The organism is uncultured Psychromonas sp. (genome assembly GCF_947489755.1).
Classification (GTDB): Bacteria; Pseudomonadota; Gammaproteobacteria; order Enterobacterales; family Psychromonadaceae; genus Psychromonas.
In genome coordinates this window covers 43,161-55,837 of the sequence record NZ_CANLFB010000019.1, presented here as the reverse complement: position 1 = coordinate 55,837, position 12,677 = coordinate 43,161, and the positions used below count along the sequence as shown (strand labels likewise).

The following is a 12,677-nucleotide window of genomic DNA, read 5'->3' as shown; positions in this document are numbered from 1 at the left end:
AATTTTAACTATCTAACCAAAATAAAAAAGGAACTATTATGTCTAATAACGAAGAGTATCTTGCTCAAAGACAATTAAAAAAAGGAGCGGCAGGTTGGATCTTGCTTGCCGGTTTGGGGATCTCATATGTTATTTCAGGCGATTTTGCTGGATGGAACTTTGGTATTGCTCAAGCAGGTTGGGGTGGCTTTGTCATTGCTGCTGTATTAATGGGCGTGATGTACTTAACACTGGTGTTATCACTTGCTGAAATGTCAGCAGCTATTCCTGCAGCAGGTGGTGGTTATAGTTTTGCTCGCCAAGCAATGGGGCCGGCTGGAGGTTATCTCACAGGTTTAGCGGTATTGATTGAATATACACTTGCGCCTGCTGCGATTGTTATTTTCATTGGTTCTTCGGTTAATGAACTATTAGGGCTTGATGGGCCGCTTGTTTATGCTGCTTTCTATCTTGTTTTTGTTGGTATCCATATCTTTGGTGCAGGTGAAGCATTAAAAGTGATGATGGTGATCAGTGCATTAGCGGTATTAGCAATCATAGCAACAGGCGTTGTGTTATTACCTGAGTTTAATGTTGATAACCTATTCGATATTATCCCATCAGAGGGCGGTACAGAGTTCTTGCCAATGGGGTATTACGGTGTTTGGGCTGCTTTACCTTTTGCAATGTGGTTATTCCTTGCCGTAGAAGGTGTACCGCTTGCAGCAGAAGAAGCAAAAGATCCCGCTAAAGATGTGCCTAAAGGTATTATTGCTGCGATGATTTTCTTACTATTTACTGCCATTTTAGTGGTTGTTTTAGTGGCAGGTGCCGCTGGTGCACAAGTGACTGCAGGTAGTGCTGTACCATTAGTTGATGCATTAAAAATGACGGGTAACCCAAATATTGCGACTATGGTGAATGTATTAGGTTTAGCGGGTTTGGTTGCGTCATTCTTCTCTATTATTTATGGTTATAGCCGTTTAGTCTTTGCATTATCTCGTGCAGGTTACTTACCACAGAAACTGTCATTAACTAGCAAACGTAAAGTACCTGTAGGTGCACTTATTGTACCTGGCATATTAGGTTTTCTATTATCGTTAACGGGAGAAGGTGACTTAATGTTATCAATGGCCGTTGTCGGTGCAACAGTATCATACGCAATGATGTCTGGTAGCCACATCCTATTACGTATAAAACAACCAAATCTTAATCGCCCATACAAAACACCGGGTGGTGTGGTGACTTCTGGTATTTCATTCGTATTGTCTTTAATCGCATTAACGGGTGTTTATGCTTACGATGTAAGAGCGTTCTACTTTACATTCGTACTCTTTGTTATCGGTATGGCGTATTACGCTTTAGTCGGTAGAAACAATTTAGTAGCTTCTTCTGCTGAAGAAGAGTTTGCGATGTTGTCTCGTGCTGAAGATGAGCTTGTAACTAATTAAATATTAAGGCGTTCAATCTCAATTAATTAAAACCTATCTAATAAGATAGGTTTTTTCATATTAGTCATCTCTAAATACCTTTACTTACTTGTTTCTATTGAACTTTATGAATACTTTCATCATCACACTCTTCAAAATTCATATTATTAATCAATAAATTATTCCTAAATAATTATCACCTCTATATTAATTTAATCATATTTAGGTATTTTTTGGCGATTTAATGATCTAGAACATAGTTAATGCCGTATCATCTGCTTCCTTTTTGAACATATTAGTGAAATGCATATTTTATTGAAAATATGCAAAGGTAAGTAATGAATAAAGTAAATAAAGCGTTTTCCAGTGTTCTCGTATTACTGTTTGTTGAGTCAATAGGACTTGCATTCATCTACGGGACTTTTATTGAAGCAATATTAATAGGTTTGCCAGCGATGCTAATGCCGCTATGGTTAATGCAAACTGCACCTAATGCAACACTAACCAAGCATGCTTCTGCACTATCAGCCATGATCTTTGCTTGTTTACATATACATCAAATGAATGGCTTGATAGAAGCCCATTTTGAAATATTCATCTTAATGGCAATTCTGATCATTTTTAGCGATTGGAAAGTCTTTATTTCAGCTGCTTTGTTAATTGCAGTACACCATCTCTCTTTCTATTTTCTACAAGTGAGTGGGTCTGGTGTCTATATATTTGATCTAGACAGACTATACTTCTCCACGGTTATTATTCACGCTGTTTACGCTGTGGTAGAAGCCATTATTGCTGGTTATATTGCAAAAATATTATACGACGATAGCCAAGTTGGTAAAGAGTTAGCACGAGTCACAAAAATATTAACAGAGAATGAAGATTCACTGGATTTAAAGGTACGTGCTAATGCTGATGGTAATCTTGTGTTGGTTGGTTTTAATGAACTTTTAATTGTACTCGACAATGTTGTGACAGGTGTTAAGAATCAAACGACTGATTTTATTGTTAACGCTAATAATTTGGTTTCAGCAAAGACTGAACTTGAAATATCTGCAAATGACAGACAAGCAGAAACTGAGAATATTGCTTCTTCCGTTGAAGAAATGGCGGTAACCGTCGCTTCAATAGCTAAAGATACCAATGAGTTAAGTTTACAAATGAGAGATGCCACGTCTTCAACCCAAAAAGCCAATGACTACATTGAAGAAATAAATCTTAAAAATGCCCAATTGACTGGTGCATTGAATAAAACCAGTGTTGAAATAACCGCGTTAGCTAATGCGAGTGACGTTATTGCCAAGGTTTTATCTGAAATAACCAGTATTGCAGATCAGACTAACTTACTAGCACTTAATGCTGCGATAGAAGCCGCTAGAGCGGGCGAACAAGGGCGTGGGTTTGCGGTGGTAGCAGATGAAGTAAGAGCGCTTGCTAATCGAACCAAAGACAGCACAAAACAAGTTAATGAAACATTAGTACAACTTGTAAATCATTCACAATCATCTACTCAATCAATGGTGCAATGTATTGATGCCGTTGATATTGTAATTTCTGTGGCAGGCCAAGCGAATAAAGAAATCATTAATGCTTCAGCGTTAGTGTCATTATCTAGTGATATAGCGCATTCAGTTGCATCTGCTGTGGAAGAACAGTCAGTAGCGACCAATGATATTGCACAAAGCACAGAGAAGGTGAGTTCATTAAGTAAGGATGATACTAAAAAAGTAGATATGTTAGCGCAAGAAGCCGATAACATCTCTCATTCTGTTACTTTATTAGAATCAAGCATTGCAAGATTCAAATAAAAAAATAACGCGTGTCCATTATGCTGTTTTCATTTTGTGGCTTGTTTTTACTGTCTTGACGGCTATCTATTTTATTAGTGGCCGTTTAATCAGTTACGATCCAGAAGAAAAGCTAACAGGTCAAAATAGTATTTTTGTAATGCAGGAGTTGAGGAAAATAGCTCAACTTAAAAATGTAGATCTAAGCGACACTATTATTCATTTCACTAGTGATCATTGTTCTTGCACACAATATTCTGAAGCGCATAAAAAAGATATTAATGAACAAGCAGGATTAACGGGGTTTAAGGTTATTAATGTCAATTTACCTGCAAACCTATCAACAATCATCCCATCAACACCTTCCATAATGATTGTGAGTGACACACAAACATTATTGTATTTGGGGCCTTATTCAATTGGTTTAGCTTGTACTGAATCTAATGGATATGTTGAAACGGTGATGAATAACTATGCTAAAGGTTATCGTTCGGACTTAATTTTAAATGATGCATCAGGTTGTTATTGTAACTTGTGATGGTATTTGAAAGGCTTTAGAAGTTAAAAAAGCCTCAATTTTATTAAAATTGAGGCTTTTTGTTTATTATCGATTTAACTCGATAATAACTTTATACATTAAATAGCTTATTCAGCTGCACAACCTTCAGTACTGGTAGAGTTAGTGTAAACAATATCACCAATCGGATCATAGTCAATTGCGACTACATTACCTTGCTCTACAAAGAAGGCTTGTAAAGCATCAGCATCAACCGTGCCTTCGTCGATCACTTCTAGTTCAGGGTAACCGTCACCACCTGCTGCATTAAAGCTTGGGATAGAGAAAGTGTATTCATTTGTTTCAGAGAATACTTCACCACCAATACTGGTGATATCTACTGACCCAGCAGTACAGTTAACTTCCATTTTTACATCGGTAATTTGCGCGTAAGCGCCTGCACCTTGTGTGAACGTTGCGACAGTACCTAAGTACTCTTTAACTTCTGCACCGGTCATCGTTGCTAATGTCACTGTATTACCAAAAGGCTGAACAGTTAATACGTCACGGTAAGTAATATCACCTTCGGCAATAGAAGCACGTACACCACCAGAGTTCATTACACCAAAGTCAGCATTAACACGCTCACTTTGTGCGATAGCAATTAAACGGCCCATGTTAGTTTGCATGCTACGGACATCCGCTCGTTCACCGTTTAGATCGCCGCTTAGCGTTGCTAATGTTTCATCTAAGCCCGCTTCACCTGCATCTTGGTATACTTGTAATGTTGCTAATAAGTCTGCGTCTTTTGTGATTTCATCTTGAATAAATACAAGTTCAGTTGTTGCTTCACCCTCTTCATCAAGTACAGGGTCTCCATTCTCATCAAGTACCGCTACTTCTTCTTTTAAATTAACGGGAATCAACGCATAGCTATCTAGTGTTAATACGCCATTGTCGTAGGTGAAGTCAGCACGACCAACGTATTTACCCCATTCATGTGCTTGTACAATGTAAGTACCATTTTGTTGATCAGGTACACAATCATCACCTGGATTAAAGTCAGCATAAACAGTATTATCACCTGGCTCCATACATACTGGATTTTGAGAGTGACCACCGATAATCGCATCAAGTTGACCTTCAGTTAATGAACGCGCTAGTGCAACATCACCCGGTGCATTACTACCACTTGCAGCATCAGCATAGTGACCCATGTGTGTTACGGCCATTACAATATCAGCACCATCAGTTCTAAGTTCATTGATTAATGTCGGTGCTTCATCTTGAGGATCAGTAAACGTTAAATCGCCAATATATTCAGGGTTAGACAATTTAGCAGTATCATCGGTTGTAAAACCAATTAAGGCTAAACTCACACCATTGATATCAAACGTTTTGTAGGCATCAAAGTAGCGACTGCCGTCTGCGTTATAAATATTAGCTGAAAGCATTGGAAACTCTGCTAAGTCTCTTTGTGTTTCTAATGTTTCTAGTGGGTTATCAAATTCATGGTTACCCACAGCCATTGCATCATATGCAATTGCATTCATACCCACAAAGTCAGGTATTGCATCTTGTAAGTCAGATTCTGGCACACCAGTGTTAACATCACCGCCTGAGAATACTAGTGCAACACCGCCTTCTGCTTCTACTTCAGCACGTATCGTATCGATTAATGTTTTACGCGCGGCCATGCCGTATTCGCCATCGTCATTTTGCCAAAAGCGACCGTGGTTATCATTGGTGTGTAAAATAGTAAATGTAACTTTTTCTTGGACTTCTATGTCCGTATTGTCAGTGCTATCACTATTACATCCAGATAAAATGCCTGCTGCTAGCAAGGCACAAGTAATACCGTTTACTTTTTTGTTTAACATTGTATTCCCTTAGATTTTTAATATGCTTTTATTATTTTATAGTTACTAATTCTTATTTATTTCGATGTTATGAAATTAGATAGTGTTATCTCGCTAGCGCAATTTACACATGCAAGATGACAGATTAGTTAAAACCTAACATTAAAGATAAATTTAATGTTATTAGCGACGTTTAAGCTGACCGAGCAGTCAACTACTTAAATAAACTACCTTCAGTTGTTTGAATTTGCATCATTTATTTTTATTTTTATTTATTTTAGTCCTTTATGGTTAGGCTTATATAGCGGAATGCTGTAATAGTTAGCTAACTATTTTATGTCGAATTTCCTCTCGCTTGAACACTTTTATGATCCTTTTATTAAAGGCACTGTTGCTGGGGGAACGGATTGGACCGCGTTATAAAAAGCATTGATGGCCTGTACCGAATATTATGTATAAAACCAAATAATTTAAAACCTTTGGGCCTAATAGAATATGTCACATTATTTCAAATTAAGTCGTTTAGCTAAGCGATGGAGATTACCGGTATCGAGCTTAAGCTGCTTTGCTGTTGAGACCCAATTATTATCATTTTCTTGGTATGTCTGCTTAATGACTGCGGCTTGAAAACTATTGGTTGCTTCACGTAATCCTTGATCATGTTCAGTGGAAAATGATTTATTATTTTTAGCTGATGTTATATTTATTGAAGTTTGGTTCTGTGTGGCAAGGTTTTCTGCATTGAGTTGAAAGTGGTTTGCTTTTAATTGTAGGTATGAATCTGCTGCTTGTGATTTTGCAATCACCGCCGCACGATTGATGGCATGCTCTAACTCTCGCACATTACCCGGCCACGAATACTGTTGTAAAATATTGATAGCAGCGGGATCAATGGTTAAACGTTTAAAACCTAATTTTGCACGGCATCGTTCAGCAAAGAATCCTGATAATAATACGACATCATTATCTCGCTCTCGTAGTGGGGGAACGTGTACAGGGAATACATTCAAACGATGGTAAAGGTCAGCACGAAAGCGTCCTGCTTTGACTTCCTCATGAAGTGTACGATTAGTTGCTGCAACAATTCGTGTATTAACTTTTAAACTTTTTTCATCGCCAACACGTTGGATATCGCCGTACTGTAAAGCACGAAGCAACTTTGCTTGTAGTGATAGCGGCAACTCACCCACTTCATCTAGAAAAAGTGTGCTGTTATTAGCAAGTTCAAATTTACCTTTACGATCACTTATCGCCCCAGTAAACGCGCCCTTTACATGCCCAAATAATTCACTCTCTGCGACCGACTCTGGCAATGCTGCGCAGTTTAAATAAATCAGGTTATTATCGCAACGCGTTGACTGCTGATGTATGGAAGAGGCGACTAACTCTTTGCCCACACCTGTTTCGCCAGTAATTAAAACCGACAGTTCAGTATCAGCTACCGCTTTAATCTGTGATTTAAGATCTAAGATCCCTTGTGATTGACCAATCATACCGCTTGTCTGTGATGTAAAAGAGTCAAGAGGATCGCTATTGCTGAACACGCCAGCTTGGTTTTCTAGCCTCTCCATTAACAGTGAAGTATGCAAGCTTGCGGCGGCTAGGGCACTGATAATACGTAGGTCATCATCACTAAATTGATCAAATTGGTGAGGGTCGAAAGCATCGATGGTTAATGCGCCAATTAAACGATCATTGGCAAGTAATGGCAGCCCAATACAAGAGTGAACATTTAATTCCCCCTGATGATTCGGAATAAGCCCATCATAAGGATCGGGTAATGTGCTGTCAGCAGGAAAGCGAACAACATCGCCCGCTCTAGCAATTGCTTCTAATCTAGGGTGTTCTTGAATATTAAAGCGTCGTCCTAATACTTCATCATAAAGACCATTAATCGCTAGCGGGGAAAATTGTTGGTGCTGAAAAGCTAATAATGCTGAAGCATTACAATTAAATAGTTTACGGATAACTGACAGCAGACGATCAAATCTATCCTGACTAGAAACACTGACCGTTAAATCAATCGCTAATTGCGTTAATGCTTGATATTTATTGCTCATATTAAACCTACTATCAAAGTGATTCTCTATTGTCATTATGACATTTTAATTGTTTAAATGACATTGTTTAAATAGTGTCATAATGACAGTTTAAAATTATAAGTTTCATTAAATCAAGTGCTTATGTTTTGGCATGTAATCTGCAAAATAGAAGATAACTTTTTAAATCTTTTATAAATTATGCAGGTAACAATATGACTATTCACATTAAAAATAACATTCATTGGGTTGGACAACGTGATTGGGAAGTAGAAAACTTCCATGGTATGGAATTCAAATTAACAAAAGGTACCAGCTATAACAGCTATTTGATTCGTGAACAAAAAAATGTATTGATTGATACGGTTGATCATCGTTTTAGCTTACAGTTTGTGCAAAATCTAGAGATGGAAATTGATCTAAATGAGATTGATTTCATTGTCATTAATCATGCAGAAGAAGATCACTCAGGTGCATTGCCCGCGCTAATGGCAAAAATCCCTAATACCCCTATTTACTGTACAGAAAATGCAATTGATTCAATTACAGGTCAGCATCATCATCCTGAATGGAATTTTAATATCGTAAAAACCGGTGACGCATTGGATATTGGTAACGGCAAACAATTGATATTTGTAGAAACGCCTATGTTGCACTGGCCAGATAGCATGATGACTTACCTGACCGATGATGCCGTGCTGTTTAGTAACGATGCATTTGGTCAACATTATTGTGATGAACATTTGTTTAATGACGAAGTTGATCAAAATGAATTAAAAGAACAATGTTTACGTTATTACGCAAATATTTTAACGCCTTTTAGCTCGCTAGTGACTGCCAAGATTAAAGAGGTACTTAGCTTCAACCTACCTGTTGATATGATTGCAACCGCTCACGGTGTTATTTGGCGCGATGACCCTACGCAAATTATTCATCAATACTTAGAGTGGGCAGATAACTATCAAGAAGACCGCATTACTATTTTTTACGACTCTATGTCTAACAATACACGCATGATGGCTGACGCTATGGCTCAGGGAATTCATGACGTTGACCCAGGTGTTGCGGTTAAAGTATTCAATGTTTCACGCCAAGATAAAAACGAAATATTATCTAATGTGTTCCGCTCTAAGGGTGTATTAGTGGGATCACCAAGTATGAACAACGTGATGATGCCGCAAATCGCTGCGATGTTAGAAGAAATAACAGGATTACGTTTTAAAGATAAAAAAGCCGCTGCATTTGGTAGTTATGGTTGGAATGGCGGTGCCGTTGACCGTATTAATATACGTTTAATGGATGCTGGTTTTGAAACTGCTGACAGCTTAAAAACAAAATGGCGACCTGATGGTAAAGCAATGAATACATGTCGTGAATACGGCCGTGGTATTGCAAAAAGCTGGGCATTACATGATATCAGTAATATTCAGTCTATCACTGCTAACCAACCTATGACTGTCAAACCTATTATTGCAGAGCCTATTGCAGAACCTATTACAGAAACTATTGTAAAGGCTAATGTACAGGCCAGTGTCCAGAGCGATCCAGCACCTCAAGTAACGCCTTCCACAATTCAAGTAGCGTCTTCTAAAACTGAAGTTGTTCAAGTTGATGATGCTCAAAACATGTTATGTACAGTTTGTAACTGGGTTTATGAACCTGCTATTGGTGAGCCAAATCAAGATGTTGCAGCGGGTACCGCTTGGAACGATGTGCCGGACTTCTTCCTTTGTCCTGAATGTGGATTAGGTAAAGATGTGTTTGTTGCGGTTGCACAGAGTAAAGCATCATGAGTGCGCCGATCATTATTATTGGTAGCGGCTTTGCCGCTTACCAGTTAATCAAAACCATTAGACGCACGGATCAAACAATAGCGATCTCAGTTTTTACCCTTGATACAGGCGATGATTACAACAAACCAGATCTAAGTCATGTATTTACTAATAAACAGAGTAGCGTAGACCTTATCCGACTAACTGGAGAAGCCTTTGCCACTGAATTTAATGTTGATTTACATGCATTTACTGAAGTTGAACAGATCAATTGCGAACACCAAGACATTTTGGTTGCAGGTGTCGCGTATCCTTATTCAAAACTGGTTTTAGCTACGGGAGCGCGGGCCTTTATTCCGACCATGCTAGGCGATGCAACGGACAAAGTGATCACGCTTAATAGTTTACGTGAGTTTGAAAGTGCACAACAACAGTTGCAGCAAGCTCAACGTGTTTTAGTTATTGGTGCCGGGTTAATCGGCACTGAGATTGCGATGGACCTGTCGAGTAGCGGTAAAAAGGTGCTGGTGGTTGACCCTAGTAAAGGTTTGATGGCAAATATGCTACCAGACTTAGTCGCGAATCAACTTCGCAATAAAATGACTGACGCAGGTGTAGTGTTTGAATTGGGAAAAACCGTCCATTCATTGAATAACTGTTTATCAGAAAAAAACGCATTAGATACAAGCGAAACAGGTATTTGTGTCACGCTTAGCTCAGGTGAAACACAGATTGTTGATTGTGTTATTTCTGCGGCAGGTTTAAAAGCAAACACAGGCTTAGCACGAAAATCAGGTATCAACGTCAACAAGGGGGTGGTTGTTAATGTGCAGTTACAAACATCTGCTAACAATATTTATGCCTTGGGAGATTGTGCTGAGATAAATGGCAAGGTGATGTCGTACTTACAACCCATCATGTTAAGTGCGAATGCGTTAGCTAAAACATTATTAGGACAAGCGACAGAAGTCACCTTGCCGGCAATGTTAGTTAAAGTAAAAACACCGAAAATGCCAATGCAGTTAGGTGGCAATATGGTAAACGGTGTCACTGCTTGGCAAGCGGATATCGATACCGAGGGCTGCTCAGTAAAGGCGTATAACCAAGATAAAAAAATGATTGGGTTTATCGTAACAGAAGGGCACATGAAAAAAGCTTTTCCATTATTGAGAGAATTACCTGCGGTACTTTGAGCTTTATACAATGAAAACCTAGGTTTGGTTTTGTCAGATAAAACCTCACTTATTATTTGAATCCAAATAGCGTAATCCAAATAACATTAGGAGAATATTATGAGTCATCTACGAATCCCAGCAAACTGGACAATTCAGCGTTCAACTCCTTTTTTCACTGTTGATACTGTGCCAAAAGCATTATTAACTCATCATAATACAGCGGCAGATGTGTTCGGACAATTATGTGTCATGGAAGGCGTTGTCACTTATTTTGGTTTTGCAGATAGCGAGGCGACTGAGCCAGAAGTCACGGTGGTTATCGAAGCCGGACAATTTGCAACGAGTCCTCCACAATATTGGCATCGAGTAGAGTTAAGTGAAGATGCACAGTTCAATATTAATTTTTGGTCAGATCAAGATAAAATAGGCCAATCGATGTATAACAAAAAGTAATGTGACTTAGCACCTTATTTTTCGCATGATAATACCCATTCCATTAAATAGTGGATCTATTTTACTGGTTAAAATAACTCACTTTAGTGATGTAGGTTTCGTAAAGGGCACAACCATCTACATTAACTTATGCCTTGAATTTAGTTGTGTTAACTGCGTGAAATTTAACTCACATACTTGATGGAATTGGTATAAATCTGTAGTCTAAATTTATTCTTCATATCCTGATTTGATTAAAGGTTACCACCTTTTAAAGCTGCGATAGATAGCTATTGCACAATAATGTTGAATCTAAGGTCTCAAAAATAATGACTCTCAATCTTCCAAAGCTTATTAATGAATTCCCTTTACTTAAAAAATTGATAAAACTGCAAGAAATCAGTTGGTTTAACCCAAATATCACTAGTTTAAAAGATGGTTTGCCCTATGTTGGGTTAGATGATCATGACATTAAAGCCGCAAGCGATAGGCTTAAAAGATTCGCTCCTTATCTAGCAAAAGTATTTCCAGAAACCGCTGCGACTAATGGCATTATTGAATCTGATGTTGTTAGTATCCCCAAAATGAAAGCCAAATTAGAACAAGAATATGACACCATTATTCAAGGTCAATTGATGTTGAAAAAAGATAGTCATTTACCTATATCCGGTTCTATTAAAGCACGTGGTGGCATTTATGAAGTACTTACTCACGCTGAAAAGTTAGCAATAAAAGCCGGTTTACTGCAAGAATCAGACGATTACAGTAAACTTGATACCGATGAATTTAGGCGTTTTTTCAATGGTTATAGCATTGCAGTCGGGTCGACAGGTAACCTGGGACTATCTATCGGTATCATGAGTGCTCAATTAGGCTTCTCCGTTTCTGTGCATATGTCAGCGGATGCACGCCAATGGAAGAAAGATAAGCTTCGTTCACATGGTGTTAACGTCGTTGAGTATCAACAAGATTATGGTGTGGCAGTGGAACAAGGCCGCAAAGAGGCTGAAAGCGATGCTAATTGTTTCTTTATCGACGATGAAAATTCACAAACACTTTTCCTGGGTTACGCTGTCGCAGGCGAACGTTTAAAGCAACAGTTTGATGATATGGATATTAAGGTTGATCAACAACATCCGTTATTCGTTTATCTTCCTTGTGGTGTTGGTGGAGGGCCTGGCGGTGTTGCCTTTGGGTTGAAAATGGCTTTTGGCGATAACGTACATTGTATTTTTGCTGAACCGACACATTCACCTTGTATGTTGTTAGGTGTACATACAGGATTACAAGATGCGATTTCAGTGCAAGACATTGGAATAGATAATATTACTGCTGCCGATGGGCTGGCGGTAGGGCGCGCTTCTGGTTTTGTTGGGAGAGCAATGCAACGATTATTAGATGGTTATTACACGCTTTCAGATCAGCGTATGTATCGCTACTTAGGCGATATGAATCAATTAGAGAATATTCAATTAGAACCGTCAGCATTAGCTGGCGTAATTGGACCGATTATCGTTACACAAAATAAAGAATATAAAGAACGCCTTGGTTTTGACGACGCAAAAATGAACAATGCGACTCATCTTGTGTGGGCTACTGGCGGTGGTATGGTGCCGCAAAAAGAGATGGCGTCGTATCTTGCAAAATCTGCTTTATAAGAAAAGCTTTATCGCTTTTATTTAATATGAGTCAGGCTATTCCGCTTGCTCAT

General features: G+C 38.6%; 9 protein-coding genes. 7 read left to right on the top strand and 2 right to left on the bottom strand.

Annotated elements, in window-relative coordinates; genetic code table 11:
* The first annotated feature begins 38 nt into the window (after nt 1-38).
* The 3 genes from eat (at nt 39) to Q0794_RS11880 (ending at nt 3,731) form a co-directional block, all read left to right on the top strand.
* Nucleotides 39-1,430, top strand: a complete 1,392-nt coding sequence (gene eat / locus Q0794_RS11890; protein ID WP_298942149.1) for an ethanolamine permease — start codon at nt 39-41, stop codon at nt 1,428-1,430.
* Between the two features lie 317 nt (nt 1,431-1,747).
* Nucleotides 1,748-3,214: a methyl-accepting chemotaxis protein gene (locus Q0794_RS11885; protein WP_298942147.1), complete on the top strand. Its 1,467-nt coding sequence runs from the start codon at nt 1,748-1,750 to the stop codon at nt 3,212-3,214.
* A complete protein-coding gene (locus tag Q0794_RS11880; RefSeq protein WP_298942145.1) occupies nt 3,198-3,731 on the top strand; it encodes a DUF6436 domain-containing protein in 534 nt (177 codons plus the stop codon). Before Q0794_RS11885 ends, Q0794_RS11880 begins: the two co-directional genes overlap by 17 nt.
* A gap of 107 nt (nt 3,732-3,838) precedes the next feature.
* Here the strand turns inward: Q0794_RS11880 and ushA are convergent, their stop codons facing one another.
* Both ushA and norR read right to left on the bottom strand, forming a co-directional pair.
* Nucleotides 3,839-5,569 (bottom strand): bifunctional UDP-sugar hydrolase/5'-nucleotidase UshA, encoded by a 1,731-nt coding sequence (gene ushA, locus Q0794_RS11875; protein ID WP_298942143.1) that lies wholly within the window; start codon nt 5,567-5,569, stop codon nt 3,839-3,841.
* A 482-nt stretch (nt 5,570-6,051) separates the two neighbouring features.
* The gene (gene norR / locus Q0794_RS11870) at nt 6,052-7,608 is read right to left on the bottom strand and encodes a nitric oxide reductase transcriptional regulator NorR (protein ID WP_298942141.1); all 1,557 of its coding nucleotides are present in this window, start codon (nt 7,606-7,608) and stop codon (nt 6,052-6,054) included.
* Nucleotides 7,609-7,802: 194 nt separating this feature from the next.
* On the opposite strand from norR, the gene norV reads away from it, so the two are divergent.
* The 4 genes from norV to Q0794_RS11850 all read left to right on the top strand — a co-directional run bounded on the left by norV (nt 7,803) and on the right by Q0794_RS11850 (nt 12,624).
* The gene (gene norV / locus Q0794_RS11865) at nt 7,803-9,380 is read left to right on the top strand and encodes an anaerobic nitric oxide reductase flavorubredoxin (protein ID WP_298942139.1); all 1,578 of its coding nucleotides are present in this window, start codon (nt 7,803-7,805) and stop codon (nt 9,378-9,380) included.
* The gene (gene norW, locus Q0794_RS11860) at nt 9,377-10,552 is read left to right on the top strand and encodes an NADH:flavorubredoxin reductase NorW (protein ID WP_298942138.1); all 1,176 of its coding nucleotides are present in this window, start codon (nt 9,377-9,379) and stop codon (nt 10,550-10,552) included. The genes norV and norW overlap by 4 nt, the downstream gene beginning before the upstream one ends.
* 99 nt (nt 10,553-10,651) lie before the next feature.
* Nucleotides 10,652-10,987, top strand: coding sequence for a DUF1971 domain-containing protein (locus Q0794_RS11855; protein WP_298942136.1), 336 nt, complete (start codon nt 10,652-10,654; stop codon nt 10,985-10,987).
* 308 nt (nt 10,988-11,295) lie between these two features.
* Entirely contained in the window at nt 11,296-12,624 is a 1,329-nt protein-coding gene (locus Q0794_RS11850; protein WP_298942134.1) for a D-serine ammonia-lyase, read from the top strand.
* The last annotated feature ends 53 nt before the right edge of the window (nt 12,625-12,677 follow it).

What these genes read in the sequence shown, in the direction of transcription:
- eat (WP_298942149.1), top strand. Translation starts at nt 39, where the DNA reads ATGTCTAATAACGAAGAGTATCTTGCTCAAAGACAATTAAAAAAAGGA.
- ushA (WP_298942143.1), bottom strand. Translation starts at nt 5,569, where the DNA reads ATGTTAAACAAAAAAGTAAACGGTATTACTTGTGCCTTGCTAGCAGCA.
- Q0794_RS11850 (WP_298942134.1), top strand. Translation starts at nt 11,296, where the DNA reads ATGACTCTCAATCTTCCAAAGCTTATTAATGAATTCCCTTTACTTAAA.
- Q0794_RS11855 (WP_298942136.1), top strand. Translation starts at nt 10,652, where the DNA reads ATGAGTCATCTACGAATCCCAGCAAACTGGACAATTCAGCGTTCAACT.
- Q0794_RS11885 (WP_298942147.1), top strand. Translation starts at nt 1,748, where the DNA reads ATGAATAAAGTAAATAAAGCGTTTTCCAGTGTTCTCGTATTACTGTTT.
- norR (WP_298942141.1), bottom strand. Translation starts at nt 7,608, where the DNA reads ATGAGCAATAAATATCAAGCATTAACGCAATTAGCGATTGATTTAACG.
- norW (WP_298942138.1), top strand. Translation starts at nt 9,377, where the DNA reads ATGAGTGCGCCGATCATTATTATTGGTAGCGGCTTTGCCGCTTACCAG.
- norV (WP_298942139.1), top strand. Translation starts at nt 7,803, where the DNA reads ATGACTATTCACATTAAAAATAACATTCATTGGGTTGGACAACGTGAT.